22 protein-coding genes and 1 riboswitch are annotated in these 20,454 nt (G+C 72.2%); of the genes, 12 read left to right on the top strand and 10 right to left on the bottom strand.

The features are described from left to right. The first annotated feature begins 152 nt into the window (after positions 1–152). Together BXA11_RS21705 and BXA11_RS21700 are read left to right on the top strand one after the other, a co-directional pair. Positions 153–623, top strand: coding sequence for a hypothetical protein (locus tag BXA11_RS21705; RefSeq protein WP_076437243.1), 471 nt, complete (start codon positions 153–155; stop codon positions 621–623). 11 nt (positions 624–634) lie between these two features. After that, complete coding sequence (locus BXA11_RS21700; RefSeq protein WP_076437241.1) at positions 635–2,170, top strand: multicopper oxidase family protein; 1,536 nt, start codon at positions 635–637, stop codon at positions 2,168–2,170. 54 nt (positions 2,171–2,224) lie between these two features. Here BXA11_RS21700 and BXA11_RS21695 read toward each other — a convergent pair whose 3' ends face one another. Both BXA11_RS21695 and BXA11_RS21690 read right to left on the bottom strand, forming a co-directional pair. Continuing rightward, positions 2,225–3,340 carry a sensor histidine kinase gene (locus tag BXA11_RS21695; protein ID WP_076437239.1) on the bottom strand — a complete coding sequence of 372 codons (1,116 nt, stop codon included), beginning with the start codon at positions 3,338–3,340 and terminating at the stop codon, positions 2,225–2,227. Further along, positions 3,337–4,050: a response regulator transcription factor gene (locus BXA11_RS21690; RefSeq protein WP_076437237.1), complete on the bottom strand. Its 714-nt coding sequence runs from the start codon at positions 4,048–4,050 to the stop codon at positions 3,337–3,339. The genes BXA11_RS21695 and BXA11_RS21690 overlap by 4 nt, the downstream gene beginning before the upstream one ends. A gap of 191 nt (positions 4,051–4,241) precedes the next feature. Between BXA11_RS21690 and BXA11_RS43680 the strand changes: the two genes are divergently transcribed. From BXA11_RS43680 to BXA11_RS43255, 4 genes are all read left to right on the top strand, one after another. Continuing rightward, on the top strand, positions 4,242–4,409 hold the full coding sequence (locus tag BXA11_RS43680; protein ID WP_167769268.1) for a hypothetical protein: 168 nt from the start codon (positions 4,242–4,244) through the stop codon (positions 4,407–4,409). A gap of 1 nt (position 4,410) precedes the next feature. Continuing rightward, positions 4,411–4,692: a DUF6412 domain-containing protein gene (locus BXA11_RS21680; RefSeq protein WP_076437233.1), complete on the top strand. Its 282-nt coding sequence runs from the start codon at positions 4,411–4,413 to the stop codon at positions 4,690–4,692. Positions 4,693–4,760: 68 nt separating this feature from the next. After that, complete coding sequence (locus tag BXA11_RS21675) at positions 4,761–5,423, top strand: YidC/Oxa1 family membrane protein insertase (RefSeq protein ID WP_076437231.1); 663 nt, start codon at positions 4,761–4,763, stop codon at positions 5,421–5,423. A 24-nt stretch (positions 5,424–5,447) separates the two neighbouring features. After that, complete coding sequence (locus tag BXA11_RS43255) at positions 5,448–5,594, top strand: hypothetical protein (protein WP_159454822.1); 147 nt, start codon at positions 5,448–5,450, stop codon at positions 5,592–5,594. A gap of 84 nt (positions 5,595–5,678) precedes the next feature. Here BXA11_RS43255 and BXA11_RS21670 read toward each other — a convergent pair whose 3' ends face one another. Both BXA11_RS21670 and BXA11_RS21665 read right to left on the bottom strand, forming a co-directional pair. After that, entirely contained in the window at positions 5,679–6,131 is a 453-nt protein-coding gene (locus BXA11_RS21670; RefSeq protein ID WP_308441062.1) for an ATP-binding protein, read from the bottom strand. 150 nt (positions 6,132–6,281) lie between these two features. After that, positions 6,282–8,132 carry a sensor histidine kinase gene (locus tag BXA11_RS21665; protein ID WP_076437348.1) on the bottom strand — a complete coding sequence of 617 codons (1,851 nt, stop codon included), beginning with the start codon at positions 8,130–8,132 and terminating at the stop codon, positions 6,282–6,284. Between the two features lie 326 nt (positions 8,133–8,458). Between BXA11_RS21665 and BXA11_RS21660 the strand changes: the two genes are divergently transcribed. Continuing rightward, a complete protein-coding gene (locus tag BXA11_RS21660; protein WP_076437230.1) occupies positions 8,459–9,019 on the top strand; it encodes a methylated-DNA--[protein]-cysteine S-methyltransferase in 561 nt (186 codons plus the stop codon). A gap of 46 nt (positions 9,020–9,065) precedes the next feature. Here the strand turns inward: BXA11_RS21660 and BXA11_RS43250 are convergent, their stop codons facing one another. After that, the gene (locus BXA11_RS43250; protein WP_159454821.1) at positions 9,066–9,227 is read right to left on the bottom strand and encodes a hypothetical protein; all 162 of its coding nucleotides are present in this window, start codon (positions 9,225–9,227) and stop codon (positions 9,066–9,068) included. 1,353 nt (positions 9,228–10,580) lie between these two features. On the opposite strand from BXA11_RS43250, the gene BXA11_RS21650 reads away from it, so the two are divergent. Further along, positions 10,581–11,306, top strand: a complete 726-nt coding sequence (locus BXA11_RS21650) for an ABC transporter ATP-binding protein (protein WP_076437227.1) — start codon at positions 10,581–10,583, stop codon at positions 11,304–11,306. A gap of 24 nt (positions 11,307–11,330) precedes the next feature. Further along, a complete protein-coding gene (locus BXA11_RS21645) occupies positions 11,331–11,927 on the top strand; it encodes a TetR/AcrR family transcriptional regulator (protein WP_076437224.1) in 597 nt (198 codons plus the stop codon). Positions 11,928–11,982: 55 nt separating this feature from the next. On the opposite strand, the gene BXA11_RS21640 is transcribed toward BXA11_RS21645, so the two are convergent. From BXA11_RS21640 to BXA11_RS21625, 4 genes are all read right to left on the bottom strand, one after another. Further along, the gene (locus tag BXA11_RS21640) at positions 11,983–13,323 is read right to left on the bottom strand and encodes a purine-cytosine permease family protein (protein WP_076437221.1); all 1,341 of its coding nucleotides are present in this window, start codon (positions 13,321–13,323) and stop codon (positions 11,983–11,985) included. Further along, a riboswitch (TPP riboswitch) is annotated at positions 13,313–13,430 on the bottom strand. (Overlaps the previous gene by 11 nt.) A 56-nt stretch (positions 13,431–13,486) precedes the next feature. Next, positions 13,487–13,810, bottom strand: a complete 324-nt coding sequence (locus BXA11_RS21635) for a rhodanese-like domain-containing protein (protein ID WP_030511025.1) — start codon at positions 13,808–13,810, stop codon at positions 13,487–13,489. Between the two features lie 101 nt (positions 13,811–13,911). Beyond that, positions 13,912–14,790 (bottom strand): Fpg/Nei family DNA glycosylase, encoded by an 879-nt coding sequence (locus BXA11_RS21630; protein WP_076437219.1) that lies wholly within the window; start codon positions 14,788–14,790, stop codon positions 13,912–13,914. A 23-nt stretch (positions 14,791–14,813) separates the two neighbouring features. Then, positions 14,814–15,419, bottom strand: a complete 606-nt coding sequence (locus tag BXA11_RS21625) for a TenA family protein (protein WP_076437216.1) — start codon at positions 15,417–15,419, stop codon at positions 14,814–14,816. Positions 15,420–15,462: 43 nt separating this feature from the next. Here BXA11_RS21625 and BXA11_RS21620 point away from each other — a divergent pair, with 43 nt between their 5' ends. After that, positions 15,463–16,113 (top strand): GOLPH3/VPS74 family protein, encoded by a 651-nt coding sequence (locus BXA11_RS21620; protein ID WP_030511028.1) that lies wholly within the window; start codon positions 15,463–15,465, stop codon positions 16,111–16,113. Between the two features lie 71 nt (positions 16,114–16,184). Here the strand turns inward: BXA11_RS21620 and BXA11_RS21615 are convergent, their stop codons facing one another. Next, positions 16,185–17,438, bottom strand: coding sequence for an LCP family protein (locus BXA11_RS21615; protein ID WP_239105076.1), 1,254 nt, complete (start codon positions 17,436–17,438; stop codon positions 16,185–16,187). A 254-nt stretch (positions 17,439–17,692) separates the two neighbouring features. On the opposite strand from BXA11_RS21615, the gene BXA11_RS21610 reads away from it, so the two are divergent. Both BXA11_RS21610 and BXA11_RS21605 read left to right on the top strand, forming a co-directional pair. Then, positions 17,693–19,177, top strand: coding sequence for a hemolysin family protein (locus tag BXA11_RS21610; RefSeq protein ID WP_076437214.1), 1,485 nt, complete (start codon positions 17,693–17,695; stop codon positions 19,175–19,177). Continuing rightward, on the top strand, positions 19,174–20,190 hold the full coding sequence (locus BXA11_RS21605) for a hemolysin family protein (RefSeq protein ID WP_076437212.1): 1,017 nt from the start codon (positions 19,174–19,176) through the stop codon (positions 20,188–20,190). The genes BXA11_RS21610 and BXA11_RS21605 overlap by 4 nt, the downstream gene beginning before the upstream one ends. Positions 20,191–20,454 lie beyond the last annotated feature (264 nt).

Below are 20,454 nucleotides of genomic sequence, written 5' to 3'. Positions count from 1 at the left end.
CGCGCCGAGCTGGGCTTTCGTGCCGGGATCCGGCGACGCCAAGAGTTACAAGTCATCATTAAGTGTTCTCCATGGAGGCGTCCCTACCTTCCTCTGTGTAAGGGCCGGCGCGCGCAGACGTGCGCTGGCCGACACAGGAGGGGAAGAGCGTCATGAAACTGGTCTACAAGGTCCTGGCCTCACTCGTCGCGGCCGAGGTCGCGGTGCAGGCGATGATGGTCGTGCTCGGCGACGCCGGGCTGTTCAGGTACGTCGAGCAGGGCGGAGTGATCGACAAGGCGAGCGCGGAGAGCGGCGACATGGCGTTCCCCGAGTTCTTCGCCTTCGTGGTCCACGGCATGAACGGGATGATGGTCATCCCCACGATCGCGCTGCTCCTGCTGGTCTCCTCGTTCTTCGCGAAGATCCCCGGCGCGGTCAAGGGGGCCGCCCTCGTGGTCCTGCTCGTCGCGGTCCAGGTCTCCCTGGGCCTCCTCGGTCACCAGATCACCGCCCTGGGCGCCCTGCACGGCCTGAACGCGCTGCTGCTGTTCGGCGCGGCCGTCCACGCCGCGCTCCGCGGCCGCCGGGCGGCGACGGGCGCGACCGCCCAGCCCCACGCCCGCGTCGAGACCGTCGTCTGACGACATCGCGCATGGAAGGGACTCGCCGTCGCGGCGCCCGCCTCCGGCTCGCCCTGGCGGGCGCCGCGACCATCGCCCTGCTCGGCCCGCCGGCCTGGATGTGGCAGGACAGTCTCATGCCCGGCGCGTACTCCGTCATGGACATGGGGTACGCGGACTACGGCGGCGCCCTGACCCACGTGGCCGCCGCGGACACCTCCGCGCACGGCTCGCACGCGGAGCACAGCGGGCACTCGGCGCACCCGGCGTCGGCGCGCAGCCTGACGTCGCTGACGGCCGACCCGGACCGCGCGGCCGACGTCGTGATCACTTTGGTCGCGCGCAGGCAGCGGTTCCGGCTGGCCGGCGGCCGCTCCGTGGACGGATACACGCTGAACGGCGCCTCGCCCGGCCCGGTCGTCCACGCGGCTGTCGGGCAGCTGGTGCAGGTCCGCCTGGTCAACGAGTCGGTGCCGGACGGCATCACGCTGCACTGGCACGGCGTCGACGTGCCCAACGCTGCGGACGGGGTCGCCGGCGTCACCCAGGACGCGGTCGGCGTGGGCAGGTCGTTCACCTACCGGTTCGTCGCCGGCCAGGCCGGCACCTTCTGGTACCACTCCCACCAGGTGTCCCACGAGCAGGTGCGCCGCGGTCTGCTCGGCGCCCTGGTGGTGACCCCGGCTGCCCGACCGCCGGCGGGCACGGCCGACGTCGTGGCGCTGCTGCACCTCTACGACGGGGTCCGCACGATCAACGGACGGGAGGGAGACGTCCACGCCGAGGCGCGCCCCGGCGAACGGGTGCGGGTCCGGGTGATCAACACGGAGAACGGCCAGACTCCCGTATGGGTCGCCGGCGCCCCGTTCCGGCTCGCCGCAGTCGACGGCACGGACCTGCACGAGCCCGCTCCCGTACGGGACACCGCCGCGATGGTCACGGCGGGAGGCCGGGCCGACATCGAGGTGACCATGCCCGAGGACGGCTCGCCGGTGCGGGTGCACATCGGCGGCCCGGCCGGCGTCGTGCTCGGCTCGCGGTCGTACGACGTGCCCGCCGTCCCCCGGCCCGCGACCTCGCTGGACCTGCTCTCCTACGGCACGCGGGCGGCGCTCGGGTTCGACCCGGACCGGCCCGATCGGCGGTTCGACTACGAGATCGGGCGCCGTCCGGGCTTCCTGGACGGACGTCCCGGCATCTGGTGGACGATCAACGGTCACATGTTCCCCGACGTGCCGATGTTCGTCGTCGCGGAGGGCGACGTGGTGCGGGTGCGGATCGTCAACGACAGCGGCGAGCCGCACCCGATGCACCTGCACGGCCACCACGCCGTGGTGCTGAGCCGCGACGGCGTGCGCGCGACGGGAAGCCCCTGGTGGGTGGACTCGCTCGAAGTCGGCGCCGGCGAGTCGTACGACATCGCCTTCGTCGCCGACAACCCGGGCATCTGGATGGACCACTGCCACAACCTGCCGCACGCCACGGAGGGTCTGGTCGCCCACCTCATGTACGAGGGAGTCACCACGCCCTTCACCGTGGGCGGGACGGCGGGAAACGAGCCGGAGTGAGTCCCTGCCGGGGCCTGTGGGCGAACCTGATCACGTAGGTCGGCCGACGCGCCGTCAGGCCAGGGGCAGCGTGATCGTGAACAGGCAGCCGGGACCCTCGTTGACCACGCCGATCTCGCCGTCGTGGGCCTCCACGATGCCGCGCGCGATCGCGAGGCCGAGCCCGGCGCCGCCGTCGGGGCCGGGCGTCCGCGCCGCCTCGCCACGGAACGCCACGTCGAAGACCCGGGGAAGGTCCGCCTCCGGAATGCCGCCGCAGCCGTCCAGCACCGACAGGCGGGCGATCGTCCCCTCCGCCACCGCCCGCACGACGACCGTGCCCCCGGCGGGCGTGTGGCGGATGGCGTTCACCACCAGGTTGCGTACGGCCCGGCCGAGTTGCCCGGCGTCCGCGGACACCGGGACCCGCGGGTCCGCCTCGCCGGTCAGGTGCACGCCCTCGGCGCGGGCCAGCGGTTCGACGGCGGCGAGGGTGTCCGCGACGAGGTCGCCGAGCCCCGTACGGGTCAGCCTGGGCCGCAGCGTGCCCGCGTGGATGCGCGACAGCTCGAACAGGTCCTCCACCATCCCGGCGAGCCGGTCGACCTCCACCCTGATCTGGACGTGGTAGCGCTTGACGGTCTCGGGGTCGTCGGCCACCCCGTCCTCCAGGGCCTCCACCATCGCCCGCATGCCCGCGAGGGGAGTGCGCAGGTCGTGGCTCACCCAGGCGACCAGTTCGCGGCGCGCGCTCTCCAGCGCCCGCTCACGCTCGTGGCCCAGCCGCAGCCGCTCGTACGCCTGCTCGAGTGCGGTGCTGATCGTTTGCAGCTCGGCGGGGAGCGGCGCGGGCGGCGGGGTGAACCGGCCGGAGGGCGGCACGCGCTCCAGCGCGCCGACGAGGCTCCTGCTGGCGTGCACCACAGTGCGGGCGTTCACCAGCGCGACGCCGAGGCCGACCAGGCCACCGATGGCGACGACACTGAGCACGATGTTCTTCGGCCCCCCGTCGATGATCATGGCAAGGGTGATGGCGACCACCCCGGCCAGCGTCGCGGCGACCGTCACGGCCGCGACGACCGCGAGCATCACGCCGATGGACCGGCGGCGCAGCACCCGCAGCAGCGCCAGACCGAGGGCCGCGATGACGAGGCCGAGGCCGGCGGCGACCGCGACGATCTGGACGATCACGGCAGGGGCTCGTAGCGGTAGCCGACGCCCCAGACCGTGACGATGCGGCGCGGATCGGTGGGGTCGACCTCGATCTTCTCCCGCAGCCTGCGCACGTGGACCGTCACCGTGGAGGAGTCACCGAACGACCAGCCCCAGACCTGGTCGAGCAGGGCCGTGCGGCTGAACGCCTGACGGGGGTTGCGCAGCAGGTAGACGAGCAGGTCGAACTCCCGGGCGGTCAGCGTGATCTCCTTTCCGCCCAGGCGCACCTCGTGGGCGCCGACGTCCACCACGAGGTCGCCGTCGCGCAACACTCCGGTGCCCGTCGGCACCAGTGCGCCGCGGGCCCGCCGCAGCACGGACTGCACCCGCAGGGCCAGTTCGCGCGGGCTGAACGGCTTCGCCACGTAGTCGTCGGCGCCGGTCTCCAGGCCGACCACCCGGTCCATCTCCTCCCCGAGGGCGGTCAGCATGATCACCGGGACGGGCCACCGCTCCCGCAGCTTGCGGCAGACCTGCAGGCCGTCGAGCTTGGGCAGCATCAGGTCGAGCACCATCAGGTCGGGCGGGTCGGCCAGGGCCCGCCGCAGCGCCTCGGCCCCGTCGCCCACGCACTCGACCTCGTGCCCGTCCCGCTCCAGATAGCGGGCCACCACCTCGGCGACGGTGGGGTCGTCGTCCACCACGAGGACACGGGCGGGATTCGGGGGAGTCTTCGGCGCAGGCACGGATTCAACGGTACGTCCGCCGGACCACCCGGCCGAGCCCCGTCACCGTCTCGTAAGAACCGGCCGCGCGAGCAGTCCTGGCCATTCGCCGCCGAACACGATGATTCACGTGAAACCTCATGGATCGCGGGTATGTGAACCGATTCTGGATCAAGCTCGCGGTTGTCGGTGTCACCGCGTACCTTGGGGCCATGGCCCGTACCGTACTGACCGTACTGGGGATCCTCCTGGCCCTGTGGCTGGTGTTCGGACTCGTGATCCCCGCGCTGTTCGCGACGTTGAAGTTCCTGTTCATCATCGGGATCATCGCCCTCGTCGTCGTTGTCGCGGTCACCGTCGTCGGGAAGCTGTCCCGCTGACGTGAACGCTCTCCAGGCCGCCGTCGGATCGCTCGTCTGGCTGCTGGCCGGGTTGGCCGCCGGGCCCTCGGGCCCCGGCGCGCTGACCGCGGCCGGCCTGGCCGGCTTGGCCGTCCTGGTGTTCGCCTGGATGCTCTGCCGGCTGACCGGTGTCCCCGTTCTGCGTCAGGGGCCGGGCAGGCCGTCGTACACCGGTGAGACGGCGATGGTCAGGCTGCGCGATCCCGGCGCGCCCGGCCGTCCCCGTCCCCGCGCACCATCAGGAAGCCCCGCGCTCGTCTGACCGGCCATCCGGTCGCGAGCGCTTTCGTCATGCCCTCATCCATCGGCAGAAGGCCACAGAGGCTTCCCATGTTCGACTTCGTGCTCGACCCCGCCTACCGGGTCATCGAGGCGCTCAGCTCGGTCACCGGCGGCGGGCTCGCGATCGTCCTCGTCACCCTCGCCGTACGGCTGTCGCTGCTGCCGCTGAGCGTCCGCGTCGCCCGTGCCCAGCGGATCAGGACGCGGCTCGCTCCCCAGGTGGACAGGCTCCGCACACGGTGGAAGAACGACCCGCAGCGGCTCATGCGTGAGGTGAACGCGGTGTACGCCAAGGAGGGCGTCGGCCAGTTCACCGGTTACCTTCCGGCGTTCGCACAGTCGCCGTTCTTCATGGTGACCTACCGGCTGTTCACCGCCGCCGTGATCGCGGGGCACCCGAACCTGCTGCTGGCGCAGAGCGTGCTCGGCGTGCCGCTGGGGGAGCACCTCGCGGCCGCGGTCGCCGGGGCGGGCCTGGTCAGCCCGCCGGTCGCGGTGTTCGCGGTGCTGCTGGCGCTGCTCGTGGCCGTGGCCGTGATCGCCGCCCGCAGGGTCGAGCCCACGGCTCCGATGCGGCGCATCCAGCTCCTCACACCGTTCTGGACCGTGGCCGTGGCGGCCTTCCTCCCACTCGCGGCGGGTGTCTACCTGCTCGTGAGCAGCGCCTGGACGACGGCCGAGCGGGCCGTGCTCTATCCGCGCACGGCGTGACCGCGGGCAGCGGTACGGCTGTCGGTGTGGCGCTGGCGGACGACCGCGATCGCTCTCTACGAGCGGCTCGGCTTCATCGTCACCGAGTCGTGGGACTCCCGGGACGACCTGGTCTGCATGGAGCACGCCTTCGGCGGCGAGGCGAAGCGTAACGACGGGAGAACGGCGTGACAGCGAGCACGCGACGGCAGAGCACACAGCGCGACGGCGAAAGCGCAGCGTGACGACATGGGCGCGGCGTAGCGGCGGGGACGCTCAGCCGACCTCGCGCAGCACCGGGGTTTCGGACAGCTCATGATGCCCGTTCTGGGCGGGCCATGAGGCGGGGACGACGGCCCAGACGGTGGTCGTCTCCTCCTCGTGCCTGACTCCCCAGCGCTCGGCCAGGTATTCGACGATGCCGAGTCCGCGACCGCCGAGGGACGAGAGAGTCGGGCGGCCCGCGCGGGGTTCCGTATACGCGCCCCCGTCGCTCACGGCCACCTCGACCTGGGTGTCCGAGCACAGCCACGCCACTTTGAGCTGCCCGGACGGGAGAGGATGGGCGTGTCGCAGCGCGTTGCTCAGCAGTTCGCTCATGATCAGAACGACGTCGTCGACAGCGGAGGCGAGCAGCCCCGCGCTCGAAAGATCGGCGCTGAGGCGCTGACGTGCGACGGCGACGCTCGACGGTGCGTACGGCAGCATCACGACGCTCGACGCACTCACCTCCCCGATCCCCCCGTTCCTGCTGCACAAGCCAGTACGACCGAAATGCCCCGCTTACTCGGCCGGGAAACCGTGCCCCGGATCACAGCTTGTGCACATTGGACAATAGTTCAGTCCTTAAGTGGTGACGCCACGCTCCGATCTGTCTTATCAGGATGAAGATCCTGCGGAGTTCAACACCAGCCGCATCCGGGTTCCCCCACCGGATCGGGCCAGCGCGGCGACGTCTCCGCCCTGGGCGCGGGCGAGGTTGCGCACGATGTAGAGCCCGAGCCCGACCCCGCCGAACCTGCGCCGGTTGCCGCTGTCGGCCTGGACGAACCGCTCGAAGATCCGCTCCCGGTCGCCCGCCGCGATGCCCACTCCCTCGTCGTCCACCACCAGCACGACCCGGTCGTCCTCCGGCCACGCCTCGACCCGGATCAGGCCGCCGTCGGGGGAGTACTTGAACGCGTTCTCCAGCAGCTGGGCGAGGAGGATGTCGGTGGCGAGCGCGTCCCCGTACACGAAGGGGAGATCGGGTGGGATGTCGACCTCCAGCCGGTGCCGGTCGGACAGCACCGGCAGCCCGAGCGTCGCCGCGTGCACCCGGGCGGCCAGGTCGAAGGGCTCGACCCTGACCTTCAGCTCCTCCGCGCCCGCCCGCGCGCCGAGCAGCAGGTGGTCCATGAGCTGCCCGAGCGAGCGGGCGCGCTCGGCGATCGTGTGGACCGCCGAACGCCGCTCCTCGTCGGACAGGTGGTCCCACCGCGAGTCGAGCGTGCTGGCGAAGCCGTGCACGATCGTGATCGGCGTACGCAGCTCGTGGCTGGTGGTGGCGAGGAACAGGTCCTTGGCCTCCTCCAGCTCCTTGGCCCGGGTGACGTCGCGGAAGTCGACGACGGTCTCCCCTGTCTCCCGGATCTCCGCGCACAGCACGTCGAGCCATCGGCCGGACGGGAGCTGGAAGGTGAGCTTCTCCCCCGGCGCCGGCAGCGGGAAGGGCAACGGCCTGCCGATGACCCGGTCCGCCGGGTGGTCCGTCAGCTCGGCCGCCGCAGGGTTCCACCGGACGACCGCGCCCGCGCCGTCCAGCACCGCGATGCCGTCGGCGCTGGCGTCGAAGACGGCCCGCTCGTGGGCGCGCTGCCGCACCGCGTCCTGGTAGGCCATGGCGTTGGCGACCGCGATGCCGGCGTGCCCGGCGAGGAGTTCGAGCAGTTCGAGCTCCAGATGGCTCGCCTTGCGCCGGGCGAACAACGCGTAGAGCGCTCCATAGGGACGCCCGCCCACGGCGGCGATGCCGACGGCGATCGTGTGCAGGCCGGGCACCCGCGCCCAGATCAGGTCCTGGAAGCCCTCGGGGCCGGTCTCGAGCAGCACGGTCTTGCCGGTGCGCAGCAGCTTGGCGACCAGGCTGGTGTGCAGCCCCGCGGTGGCCCCGCGCAGCGTCTCCGGCAACTGGTGGACGCCGACCAGGCGCAGCCGCTCCCCCTCGATGGACACGAAACCGCCGGCGTCGGCGCCGGTCAGCTCGGTCAGGCTCGCGGCGATGCGGTCGAGGACGACGGGCAGGTCAAGCTCGGCGTTGATGTCGCCGACCACGTCCGTCAGCCGCCGCACCAGTCGGGCGCGGCGCACCATCCTGCCGTGCGCGGCGTCGTCGTCCTCGGCGGCGTGGTAGACGCTCACGTAGCCCAGCAGGACGCCGGACGGCGAGCACAACGCGCTCGTGTCCACCCGCAGATCGAGCAGCCGCCCGTCGCGGTGGAGGCGCTTGGTGGTCAGCGACACCCGGCCGCCCGCGCGTACGCGTTCGAGCACGGCGTTGTGCTCGGCCATCAGCTCGTCGGGCACAAGCGGGGCCCGCCTGCCCAGCAGATCGGACGCGGGCCAGCCGAACAGCCGCTCGGCCGCCGCGTTCCAGCTCAGCACCGCCAGGTCGCGGTCGAGCGCGACGATCGCGTCGGGGGAGCCGGCCAGGACCGCACGCGCGAGGCCCTCATCGGCGTCGTCGAGGATCGCGTCGCCGAAAGCCGCGTCGCCCGGGGCGGCATCATCTAGAGCAGCGTTGCCCAGGGCAACGGCGCCGGAAGCCGGATGGCCGTCGCCGGCGGAAGCCGCGTCGCCCAGGGCAGCGACGTCCGGAGCCCCGGCGTCCGCACCCACGGCGTCCGGGACCGCGGCGTCCGGGACCGCGGGGGCGAGGTCCGCCGCCCGGCCGTCCACGCTGCTGTCACCCACGTCCCCATCGTGCCGTCTTTCACCTTTTGATCTTGGGGTTTTCCGTCACCTCGCGACCGCTCCGATACGCTGCCTGCACGCAGAGAAGAGAAAGTGGGGCGCCCATGTCCACCGAGGACCTCGAAGCCCTACTCCGCGTGACCTCGCCGGGCTACGTCGGCGTGACCCCGCCCGAGGTCGCCTTCGGCACCATGGACGCGCCGGTGGGCCGCCTGGTCCTCGCGGTGACCGCGCGCGGCGTGCTGGCCTGCACCTACGAGGACGAGCACGAGGTCTTCGCCCGGGTCTCCCGCGCCGTCGGCTCGTTCATCGGGCCCGACCCGCGCCGCCTCGATCCCCTGCGCAGAGAACTGGACGCGTACTTCACGGGCAGGCTGCGCACCTTCTCCCTTTCCGTTGACCTGCGCCTGGTCACCGGCTTCAGCCGCACGGTGATCCAGCTCATGCCGGCCGTGCCGTACGGCAGCGTCACCACTTATCAGGAGATCGCCGAGCGGATCGGGCGGCCGCAGGCGCCCCGCGCGGTGGCCAACGCCCTGGCCGGCAACCCCGTCTGCCTGCTCCTGCCGTGCCACCGGGCGGTGGATGGTCCCGGCTCGCTCGGCGGGTACGCCGGCGGCCCTGCGGCCAAGGAGCACCTGCTCCGCCTGGAGGGCGCTCTCTAGACGGTAGTTCCGAGAGCCGGCATCGCCTGGGAGCACCCGCCGAGGGTCAGGTGCGGTGGACGGCCCCGACAGTGCGCTCGGCGCGTACGGCGAGGTCGTCGCGGCACAGCATGCAGCACAGCATGCAGCACAGCATGCGGCACAGGATGCGGCACAGCATGCGGCACAGGATGCGGCACAGCATGCGGCACAGGATGCGGCGCGGCATGCTGCCCGGGCTGCCGGCGTCCAGGAGCGCGCCGAGGGCGACGAGGTCCTCTGCGAACTGAGTACGGGCGCTTTCGAGACCGATCTCCCCTTGAGGAGCGGGCGCCGGCCAAGACCATGCGCACGCTATCTTCCCGACGCACTGTTGGTATGTTTACCAACGGCGCGTCGGGAAGTCGGGGGGCTCGTCGTCCCTGAATCCCTGCTTCTGAGGAGTGTCATGTTCCTGGCCTGGCGCGAGCTGGTCTTCGCCCGCGCACGCTTCGGCCTGATGGGCGGAGTCGTCGCCCTCATCGCGATCCTCGTCGTGCTGCTGTCCGGCCTCTCCTCCGGGCTCGTCAACGACGGCGTCTCCGGGCTCAAGCGGTTGCCCGTCACCGCGTTCGCCTTCGCCGAGGGCACCAAGACCGACTCCGCCTTCTCCCGCAGCACCGTCAACGTGAGCCAGGCCGAGGCGTGGAAGGGCCGCGACGACGTCGGCGACGCCGCGCCGTTCGGCAACATGCTGGTCAACGCCAAGGCCACGACCTCCGCCGGCGCGCAGGTGCCGATCGACCTGGCCCTGTTCGGCGTCGACCCCGGCTCCTTCCTCGCACCCTCCGTCTCCGACGGCGCCGGACTCGGCGACCCCGACGGGATCGTGGTCAGCAAGACCGTGCTGGACGAGGGCGTGGCGATCGGCGACACCGTCGTCGTCGACCGCCTGGGCACCCGGCTCAAGGTCGTCGGCACCACCGGCGACCAGCGCACCTTCGGGCATGTCGACGTGGCGTACCTGCCGTTGCGCACCTGGCAGCAGGTGCACGCCGGCGCCGGGCCGGGAGACGAGGTGCGTGACGGGGCGTACGAGGAGGCCACGGCCATCGCCCTGCGCGCCCGGGACGGAAACCGGATCGACCTGCCCGGCGGCGACGCCGCGGCGGGCACCACAAGCATGACGCTCGAGGAGTCCTTCAACGCCTCCCCCGGCTACTCCGCAGAGACCTCCACGCTCACGCTGATCCAGGTCTTCCTGTACGCCATCTCCGCGCTCGTCGTCGGGACGTTCTTCACTGTGTGGACGATCCAGCGCAAACACGAACTCGCCGTCATACGGGCCATGGGTGCCTCGACCGGCTATCTCATGCGGGAAGATCCAGGCGACCGTCATCCTGACCGTGTCCACCGCCGTCGGCTTCCTGATCGGGGTGGGCGGCGGCAGCCTGCTCACCACGACCCCCATGCCCTTCCTGCTGGAGGTGGGGCCGATCGTCCTCGCCGCCCTGCTCCTCATCGGCCTCGGCCTCGCCGGCGCCGTGGCGGCCGTGGGCCGCATCGTCCGCGTCGACCCGCTCGCAGCCCTGGGAGGGCAAAGATGACCACCAGCTCCACGTCCCCGCGCCCGGACTCGCTCCGGTCCGGCGCCCAGGAACGCGGCGGCCTGCTGGTGGAGGGCGTCACCCTGACCCTCGGCGACGGGGACGCCACGGTCACCGCGCTCGACGACGTACACCTCGGGGTGGCGCCCGGCGAGTTCGTCGCCATCGTCGGGCCGTCCGGCTCAGGCAAGTCGAGCCTGCTCGCCGTCGCCGGCGCGCTCACCACGCCGGACAGCGGCCGGGTGCTGCTCGACGGCGTCGACATAACCCGGGCGAGCACCCATGAAAAGGCGCGGCACCGCCGCGAGCGGATCGGGTTCGTCTTCCAGTCCGGCAACCTCATCCCGGCCCTCACCGCGCTCGACCAGCTCCGCTTCGCGCTCGACGTGGGGGGCAAACGCCCGGCCGACGGTCACGACCCGCGAGAGCTGCTCGACCGGGTGGGCATGGGGCACCGCGCCGGGCACCGTCCCCACCAGTTGTCCGGCGGCGAGCGGCAGCGCGTGGGCATCGCCCGCGCACTCGTCACGCGCCCAGCCGTGCTGCTGGTGGACGAGCCGACCGCCGCGCTCGACCGCGCCCGCAGCGACGACATCGTCACGCTGCTCGCACACGAGACGCACGAGTCCGCCGTTGCGACGATCATGGTCACCCACGATCACGATGTGCTCGGCCACTGCGATCGCGTCCTGTCGATGGTGGATGGGAGACTGTCGGAATAGGCCGACCAGGGTGGAGGGGAGCAGGTGCCACGCATCCGGGCGTCTACCGTTGCCGAGCATCGGGCCGCCCAGCACCGGGCGCTGCTCGACGCCGCCAGGCAGATCCTCGCGGAAACCGGCCGGCCGCCGACGCTGACCCGGGTCGCGGAGCGCGCCGGGCTGGCCCGCCCCAGTCTCTACCAGTACTTCCGGTCCTCAGAGGACCTGCTGAACGCGCTGGTGGAGGACGTCTTCCCCCGCTGGTCGGCGGGGGTCGCCGCAGCGATGGACGCCGCTGCGACCCCCGGCGACCGCGTGCTCGCCTACGTGCTGACCAACTTCGAGCTCATCAGCGAGGGTGAGCACGCGCTGGCCACCGTCCTCGCGGAGGTCGCGCCGGGGGACACGGTCGCCGAGCAGAGCCGTGCCATGCACCGGCAGCTCCTGGAGCCGCTCGTGCGGGCGCTCCGCGATCTCGGCGTCTCCGCGGTGCCCGAGACCGCGGAGATGATCAACGCCATCGTGTTCGCCGGGTCCCGGCTGATCGAGTCCGGCACCGACCTGCAGACCGTCTGGGAGTCCGCACGGGCGCTGCTGGAGCCGTTCGTGCGCACCGCGGGCACGACCGTCCGCCCGTCCTGACCCGCCGGACGCGCCCTCGAACGGCTCGTGGAGCGTCAGGTGAGGCTCGATGAACTCAACGGCGCGACCGCAGGCGGCGGGCCGGGACGGACAGCGCCACGGTCGCCAGCGCGGCCACCAGGAACGCGGCGAGCGCGGCGTTCATCCAGGGCTGGTGGACGAAGCCGAGGGCGAGGCGGACCTCGGTCCAGATCCCGTCCCACCAGCCGACGGTCGGGGTGGAGGTCACGATCCAGTACGCCGCGAACCCGAGGATCCACGGCACGACCATGAGCCAGCGCGAGGGGGCGTCCTCGGCCGTGTTCCACCGGGCGGCCCCGCCGAGCAGGAAGTAGTCCACCACGAGCACGGCGAACATCGGCACGAACACCGCCCCGATCACGCTCAGGAACGCGCCGTAGGAGTTCACGTCGGCGAACAGCGCGATCAGCGTGGTGAGCACGCCGATCACGACCGAGATCACCCGGCGGTCCCAGCGCGGCGCGAGGTTCTGGATCGACACGGTCGTCGAGTAGACGTTCGCGAACGACTGGTCGGCCTCGCGCAGCACCAGGATGCCGAAGAACACGACCCCGAGAGGGGCGGCGACGAACGGGTCCCACACCTTGTCCCCGTCGTTGCCGACCAGGGCGAGCGCGGCGATGCCGAGGGCCAGGCAGGCCACCTGGGCGATCGTGTATCCGGCGACCACGCCGGTGAACGCCGCGCCGCTCGACCGCGAGTGCCTGGCGTAGTCGGCGGCCATCGGCACCCACGACACCGACAGCGCGATGACGTAGTCGACGGCGGGGGCGAAGGCGTCCCAGGTGCCGCCCCCCACGGACGGCCCCTGCCGGAACAGGGCGATCGACAGCCAGATCATCGCGATCACGACGCCGGCCGTGACGTACCGCCGCAGCAGCCGCAGCGCGCCGAGCGGCCGGATCGTCAGCGCGATCGTCAGCGCACCCGCCACCACCGCCCACACCGCGTACGGCACCGCCGTGCCGAACAGCGCCTGCGCGCCGTTGGCGATGACCCACAGCTCGAAGGCGCCCCAGCCGAGCATCTGCACGATGTTCAGCACGGTCGGGATGTACGAGAGCCGGGCCCCGAACAGGCCACGCAGCAGCACCATCGCGGGCCGCCCGGTGCGTACGCCGGGGATCGCGGCCAGGCCGACCATCGCGGTCCCGAGCAGGCTGCCGACGACGGCGGCGAGCACCGCCGCGGTGAACGTGAGCGGCTTGCCGCCCAGCGGGTCGAGCAGGAACAACGCGCCCGAGAAGCCGAGGAGGCTGACGCCGAGGTTGGCCCAGAAGGCACCCTGGTCGAGCAGGCCCAGCGTCCTCGGGGCCTCCTCGTCCAGAGTGAGCGGAACCTCCGCGTGCACGTCGTCGACGACGGCAGAAGTCATCACACGCTCCCTACGCCGGCATTATCCGGACAGGTTCATGCGGTCGGCGGCACGAGTTCGATCCGCCCTCTCAGCCCGGTCACGCCCGAGCTCCCGCGGGGTATTGATGATGTCTTTGGGATTATGACACTTCTTTGACCGTTTTCCTACGCCGCCCCGGTCCCTATGCGACGTAGGGCGCCTCGCCGGTCTCGCTCACCATCGGACGCCCGACGGCGGCCCAGGACCGCATGCCGCCGTCCACGTTCACGGCGTCCCGGCCGATGTGGTTGAGCCACATCGCGGCGTGCGCCGACCGGCCGCCGACCCGGCAGACCACGTACACCGGCCGGTCGTGCGGCACCTCGTCCGCCCGCGTCTGCAACTCGCCGAGCGGGATGTGGACGGCGCCGGGCGCGTGGCCCGCCACCCACTCCTCGTTCTCGCGCACGTCCAGCAGGTACGCGTCCTCGGGCAACGCGTCGGGGGCGATTTCCGGCAATGTCATGCGCCCATTGTGACGGCACGCCACCGATGCCCGGGCCCAGGCGGCGAGCTGTGACCCACGGTGATCCGCGGGCCGCGCCCGTGGGACTTTCCAGTCCCCGCCTACTTCAGCAGGCGCGACATGCGGCGGTCGGCCAGCGGCTTGCCGCCGGTCTGGCAGGTCGGGCAGTACTGCAGCGACGAGTCGGCGAACGACACCTCCCTGATCGTGTCGCCGCACACCTCGCACGCCTCGCCCGTACGGCCGTGCACGCGCAGGCCCGACTTCTTCTCCGACTTGAGGTCCTTGGCGGCCAGCCCCCTGGCTCGCCCGACGGCGTCCCGCAACGTGCTCACGATCGCGTCGTGCAGGTCGGCGACCTGGCCGTCCGTCAGCGTTCCGGCGATCTTGAAGGGGGACATCTTCGCGACGTGCAGCACCTCGTCGGAGTAGGCGTTGCCGATGCCCGCGATCACCTTCTGGTCCCGCAGCAGGCCCTTGATCTGCGCGCGGCTGCCGCCCACGATCGTCTTGAGCAGGTCCGGCGTGAAGTCCTCGGCCAGCGGGTCGGGCCCGAGGCCGGCGATGCCGGGAACGTCCTCGGGATCGCGCACCACGTAGACGGCCAGGCGCTTCTGCGTGCCCGCCTCCGTCAGCTCGAACCCGGGGGCGCGGCCGTCCTCGCCCGGCGACAACCTCACCCGGACCGCGAGCGGGCCCTTGCCCGGCCGCACCGGTTTGGCGCCGGTGAGGTCGTCACGCCAGCGCAGCCAGCCGCCGCGGGCGAGATGGGTGACGAAGTGCAGGCCGTCGCAGTCGACGTCGAGGAACTTGCCGTGCCGCGCCACGCCGGTGACGAGCAGCCCGGCGAGCGCGGTGACGGGCGGGTCGACGGTCTTGAGCGCCTGGAAGGCGGTCACGTCCACCCCGATGACGGCACGGCCGACGGCGTGCTCGCGGAGGAACTCGGCGAGCGCCTCGACCTCGGGCAGCTCCGGCATGCCCTCACACTAACCCCGGCCGGTCAGGGGACGTCCCAGAACGCGAGTTCGTGCTCCATGCCGCGGACGAACATCTCCCGGGCGCGCGCCGGGTCCGGAGCCGCCTCGTCGATCATCACGGCGATGCGCGCGGCGAGGGCGGCGAACCCGGGGTCGGCGTAGGTGTCCACCCAGGCGCGGTAGCGCGGCTCGGCCGGCGGATCGGCGGCCAGGATCCGGCCGAGCGTCGAATAGCCCCACATGCAGGGGTAGAGCGCCGCCAGCCCCTCGCCGTAGTCCGCCGCCGACTCCAGCAGGAACGAGGTGTACGCCGCGCAGGCCGGCCCCTTCACCGCGCCGTCGAGGTCGGCGCCGAAGCCGGCCGCCAGCGACCGGTGCAGGTCGAGCTCGTCGTGCCAGGTCGCGTGCGCCAGGTCGACCAGGTCGCCGAGATGGGCGTCCGGAGCCTGCCAGGCCAGCCGCGAGAACACCCGGACGTAGTCGAGCAGGAACAGGTAGTCCTGCTCCAGCCATGACCGGAAGACCGCCTCGGGCAGGTGGCCCGCCGCGATGCCGCGTACGGTCGGGTGCGCGAGCTGGGCGTCCAGCATCGGCCGCCCGATGGCATGCAGGTCCGCAGAGATTCCCATAAGGGCTCATTGTGGCCGTAATCCGCGAGTTAGGCTCGACTCCGTGACACTGACGATCGCCGAGGAAGTGCTGCTCCTGGCCTACCGGGAAGACACCGGCAAGCCGGTCATCGGGTCGGTGGAGCTCGACTGCGCGCTCGCCGGGGCCCTGCTCGCGGAGCTGACCGTACGCCGCCGGGTGGACCTCGACGGCGCGAAGGTCGTGCCCGTCGATCCCACCCCGGTGGGCGAGGAGGAACTGGACACGGCCCTCACCCGTATCGCCGAGGAGCGCGGTCCGCGCAAGGCGGACTGGTGGGTGGGCAAGCTCCGTGCGAGCAAGCTGCGCAAGCGGCTGCTGACCCGCCTGGCCGCCCGGGGCGTGCTGAGCGAGCAGGTGGGCAAGATCCTGGGTATCTTCCCCACCACGCGCTATCCCGAGCTCGACCCGAGCCACGAGCAGGGCGTGCGGGAACGCGTTCATAACGTGCTGGCCGGAGCCGAGCCGGACGAGCGGACGGCGGTCCTGATCGCGGTCATGCACGCGGCGAAGCTCGACCGCAAGGCGTTCCCCGACGCGCCGAAGGGCCGGATCAAGGAGATCGCCGAGGGCCAGTGGACCGCCGAGGCCGTTCGCAAGACGATCGCGTCGATCCACGCCGCCGTGGCCGCGGCCACGACCGCCGCGACGGTCGCCGCCACCGCCGGGAGCTGACCCCCCTGCCGCTCGTGCCGCGCACGTCGTGCGCCGCGCGAGCGGCGGTGCCCCCACGCGGGGACGACGGCCTACTTGGTGATGACGTCCTTGGGCACCTGCTTGTCGGCGGCGAGCGCCTCGAACAGGCGCAGCGCCTTCTGGGTGTCCCACTTGACCACCGCCTGGCCGCCGATCGTCGGCAGCGAGCCGATCGGCACGGCGGTGGCGACCGGCCCCTCGCGCATCGCCATGCCGACCGACAGCAGGTCGAACAGGCCGGTGCCGGGATCGACGGCGACCGAGTCGGCCGCGCTCAGCGCCAGCGGGACCGAGGTGAACGGATTGATCAGCGTGCCGGGGCTCGCGGCCTTCTGGACGACGGCCGAGAAGAACTGACGCTGCCGCTGGGTGCGCTCGAAGTCCGGGATGGCGCCGGTGGCCCGGGTGCGGACATAGCCGAGCGCCGTGCCGCCGTCCATGTCCTGGCAGCCCTTCTTCAGGTTGATCCCGGCCTTCGGGTCCTTGATGTCCTGCTTCACGCAGATGTTGACCCCGCCGACCGCGTCCACGATGCCGACGAACCCGCCGAAGCCGATCTCCATGTAGTGGTCGATCCTGATGCCCGTCACCCGCTCGACCGTCTTGGCCAGCAGCTTCGGCCCGCCGAAGGCGTAGGCCGCGTTGAGCTTGGTGCTGCCGTGCCCCTCGACGGGGACGTACGAGTCACGGGGCAGGCTGACCAGGGTCGGCCGGCCGCTCTCGGGGATGTGCAGCAGCATCATCGTGTCGGTGCGCTTGCCGACCGCCTTTCCGGTGGCCAGCTTCTTGCGCTGCGCGGCCGTCAGGCCCGCCCGGCTGTCCGACCCGACCAGCAGCCAGTCCTGGCCCGGTGTCTCGGCGGGCCGTCCGTCGTAGTCGGTCAACGACTCGACCGGCTTCAGCCGGGACCCGATCCAGAAATATCCGGCGACGGCGGCGACGAGCAGGAGCACGACCACCACGACGACGACCCGCAGGACGATCCTGCCCGTCCGTCGCGGCCCGCGTCCGCCGCCGCGTACGGACCCGTCGCGGCCCGTCGGCCCGCCGCCCCCGCCGTGCGGGGCGCCTGCCCGGTCTCCGGCCTCGTGCCTGTTCCCGCCGAGCGGACGGACCGGGCTGTCGCCGGAGCGCGGCTTGCCGTACACCTTGGACCGGGCGCGGGGGACCGTGTCCTCCCTGCCGGACCCTGCCGGAGCGGCCGTCTGAGGCGGGCCGGGCATGGGCTGGGCCGCCGGTGGCGGAGCCGCCGGTGGCCGGGCCGCGCGCCGGTACGCACGGGTCGCCTCGTCCTCGTCGGCCACCTGAACCCCCAGCCCTCAGCGTCCTTGCGACTGCTTTGTCCGCAGCGGCGGAAGTCTTTACCGCTGCGCCCCCGTCTTCACGGTACCCAGACGTCCTCTAAGCAGTCAGTAAAGGCTGCTGGGAAACACAGGAGAGATTCCAGCCGTTACGGTGGTATACCACCACGCGAAAGGATCGTCGTGTCCGTTCCGGACCCCTGGAGTACCTGCCCGTGCACCAGCACGGGATCTCATGATCGCACGGCGGCCGCCCGATGAGCGCCGCTCTGGGCCTCCTGGCCGTTCTCCTTCTGACCCTGGCCACCGGATTCTTCGTGGCGCAGGAATTCGCCTTCGTGGCCGCCGATCGCGGCACCCTCCGCGAGCAGGCGGCGGCGGGCGACGTCGCGGCGCGCCGGGCGCTCGACATCACCGGACGCCTGTCGTTCATGCTCTCCGGCGCGCAGCTCGGGATCACCGTCACCACCCTGCTGGTGGGCTTCATCGCCCAGCCGGCGATCGCCGACCTGCTGCGCGGCCCCCTGGAGGCCGCCGGGCTGCCCGGCTCGGCCGTTCCCGGTGTCGCGGTGGCCCTCGGGGTCGCGATCGCCACGGTCGTGCAGATGATCATCGGTGAGCTGGCCCCCAAGAACCTCGGCATCGCCCGGCCCGACGACGTCGCGAAGTTCCTCTCCCGTCCGACGCACGTCTATCTCGTGGTCGCCGGACCGGTCATCCGCCTGTTCGACGCCGCGGCCACCCGGCTCGTGCGCCTGTTCGGCATCGAGCCCGTCGAGGAGCTCGAACACGGCGCCACGCCCGAGGAGCTGTCGCGCATCGTGACGGAGTCGGCCGCGGCCGGCGAGCTGCCGCCCCGGCTGGCGGACATGCTGGAGCGGGCGCTGGAGTTCGGCGACCGCACCGCCGAGGACGTCATGGTCCCGCGCCCGCGCGTGGTCTCGCTGCGCGCCGAGTGGCCGGTCGACGAGTTCCTCGCCGCCCTGCGCACGCACGGCCACTCCCGCTATCCGGTCCTGGGCACCGACGCCGACGACGTCGTCGGGGTGGCCGGGCTGCCCGAGTATCTGAAGGCCGGCTCGCCCTCCGACGGGCTCGTCGGCGGCATCACCCACGCGCCGCTGCTCGTCCCCGCGACCCTGCCGCTGCCCGAACTGCTGCGGCGGATGACCTCAGCGGGTGAGACGTTCACCTGCGTGATCGACGAGTACGGCGGTCTGGCCGGCGTCGTGACGCTGGAGGACCTCGCCGAGGAGCTCGTCGGCGAGCTGGTGGACGAGAACGACCCCGAACCGCTCGGCGTCGTACGGCGCGGCGCGGGCGTCTGGGACGTGCCGGGCACCCTCCGCCTCGACGAGGTCGAGCGCGCCACCCACGTCCGGCTGCCCGAGAGCGAGGACTACGAGACCGTGGCCGGCCTCGTCCTCGCGCTCCTCGGCCGGATGGCCGAGCCGGGCGACCGGGTCGTCTCCAGCCTCGTGCCCGAGCCGCACCTCTTCGACGACGGGGACGACGACGCCGAACGGGCCGTGCTCACGGTCCTGAGCGTGCGCCGCCGCGTCCCCGAGTGGGTGCGGGTGTCGACGGAGGCGTCGGCGGACGCGCCGGCCCAGGAGCCGGCCGATGCCGACGCCGGGGAGCGGCACGGTCGGGAGAAGGCCCGCACGGCGGCCCGCGGCGGGGGCGGCGCCGACTACGCCCCCGAGCTCTTCTCCGCGCTGTTCCAGGGACGGCCCGCATGAGTTCTCTCACCGGCGTCCTGCTCGGCGTCGTCCTGCTCGCCGTCAACGGGTTCTTCGTCGCGGCCGAGTTCGCCCTGGTCTCCGCCCGCCGCCACCGGCTGGAGGAGATCGCCGTCCACGGCGGCATGCTGGCCAAGGTCACGGCCCGCGCCGCGGTCAGGGGCGGACGCGAGCTGTCGCTCATGCTCGCCGGGGCGCAGCTCGGCATCACCCTGGCCTCCCTCGGCCTCGGCATGGTCGCCGAGCCCTCCATCGAGCACCTGATGGAGCCGGTCCTCACGCTGCTGCCGGAGTCGCTGCGCACGCCCGTGGCGTACGTCGTGGCGCTCGCCCTGGTGACGTTCCTCCACATGGTCGTCGGCGAGATGGCGCCCAAGTCGCTGGCGCTCACGCGGCCCGAGCGTGCCGCGATGGGGCTGGCGCTGCCGTTCCGCGGCTTCGCCTGGGTCGTCCGCCCGATCCTGGCCCTGCTGAACGCGCTGACCAACGGCATCCTGCGGCTGGCCGGCGTGCGGCCCCGCGACGAGCTGGCCACCACCCGCACACCCCGGCAGCTCGCCATGCTGGTCGCGGAGTCGGGCCGGATGGGCATGCTCGACCGCGACGAGCACGACCTTCTCACCCGCGCCCTGCGGGTCCACTCCCAGCCGGTCGAGCGGCTGATGGTGCCCGTCGGCGACGCGCCCTCGGTGCCCGTGAACGCCGACGACCTGCTCGTCCGCCGGACGGCCGCGCACGGCGGGAGCCTGCGCATGCTGGTCGTCGCGCACACGACAACCCCCGACGACGTGGTCGGCGTGCTCCACGTGCGCGACGCGGTCCTCCAGCCGGGACGCAGGGCCGGCGAGCTCGCGACTCCCGCCCCCCGCATGGCGAAGGACACCACGATCTCCGACGCCGTGACCCTGCTGCAGGAGGCCCGCGCGCAGCTCGGGCTCGTCACGGACGCCGGCGGCACACCCGTCGGTGTGATCGATCTCACCACTCTGGTCGGCGAACTGCTCGCCGCCTGACGGGAAGCGGCGCGCCCGCCGCGTCAGCGGGCGCGCCGACCCGGGGCGGCACGGGGCAGCACGGGGCAGCACGGGGCGGCACGGCCCCGCCCCGGCGCCCGCGATGTCCCCGGAAATCTCCCACTGCGAGACGTCTGCGCCCACGAACTGGGACAGAGGGTAAAGATCACCCCCTGCAAGCGCGGGGAAAGTGGTTTGAAAGGCGGTCTCCTGAGAATGTGCAGTGCGCGACGGAGGGGCCCCGATCTTCTGGGCCCCCGCCGC

Origin of the sequence: Microbispora rosea (assembly GCF_900156315.1) — a bacterium.
GTDB lineage: Bacteria > Actinomycetota > Actinomycetes > Streptosporangiales > Streptosporangiaceae > Microbispora > Microbispora rosea.
The sequence above is the reverse complement of the archived record's forward strand: the minus strand, read 5'-3'. Positions and strand labels throughout refer to the sequence as shown.

Excerpts from the sequence above, each read along its gene's own strand:
- BXA11_RS21705 (WP_076437243.1), top strand. The coding sequence starts at position 153 with ATGAAACTGGTCTACAAGGTCCTGGCCTCACTCGTCGCGGCCGAGGTC.
- BXA11_RS21700 (WP_076437241.1), top strand. The coding sequence starts at position 635 with ATGGAAGGGACTCGCCGTCGCGGCGCCCGCCTCCGGCTCGCCCTGGCG.
- BXA11_RS43680 (WP_167769268.1), top strand. The coding sequence starts at position 4,242 with ATGGCCCGTACCGTACTGACCGTACTGGGGATCCTCCTGGCCCTGTGG.
- BXA11_RS21675 (WP_076437231.1), top strand. The coding sequence starts at position 4,761 with ATGTTCGACTTCGTGCTCGACCCCGCCTACCGGGTCATCGAGGCGCTC.
- BXA11_RS21660 (WP_076437230.1), top strand. The coding sequence starts at position 8,459 with ATGTCCACCGAGGACCTCGAAGCCCTACTCCGCGTGACCTCGCCGGGC.
- BXA11_RS43250 (WP_159454821.1), bottom strand. The coding sequence starts at position 9,227 with ATGCCGCGCCGCATCCTGTGCCGCATGCTGTGCCGCATCCTGTGCCGC.
- BXA11_RS21650 (WP_076437227.1), top strand. The coding sequence starts at position 10,581 with ATGACCACCAGCTCCACGTCCCCGCGCCCGGACTCGCTCCGGTCCGGC.
- BXA11_RS21640 (WP_076437221.1), bottom strand. The coding sequence starts at position 13,323 with ATGACTTCTGCCGTCGTCGACGACGTGCACGCGGAGGTTCCGCTCACT.
- BXA11_RS21635 (WP_030511025.1), bottom strand. The coding sequence starts at position 13,810 with ATGACATTGCCGGAAATCGCCCCCGACGCGTTGCCCGAGGACGCGTAC.
- BXA11_RS21630 (WP_076437219.1), bottom strand. The coding sequence starts at position 14,790 with ATGCCGGAGCTGCCCGAGGTCGAGGCGCTCGCCGAGTTCCTCCGCGAG.
- BXA11_RS21625 (WP_076437216.1), bottom strand. The coding sequence starts at position 15,419 with ATGGGAATCTCTGCGGACCTGCATGCCATCGGGCGGCCGATGCTGGAC.
- BXA11_RS21610 (WP_076437214.1), top strand. The coding sequence starts at position 17,693 with ATGAGCGCCGCTCTGGGCCTCCTGGCCGTTCTCCTTCTGACCCTGGCC.
- BXA11_RS21605 (WP_076437212.1), top strand. The coding sequence starts at position 19,174 with ATGAGTTCTCTCACCGGCGTCCTGCTCGGCGTCGTCCTGCTCGCCGTC.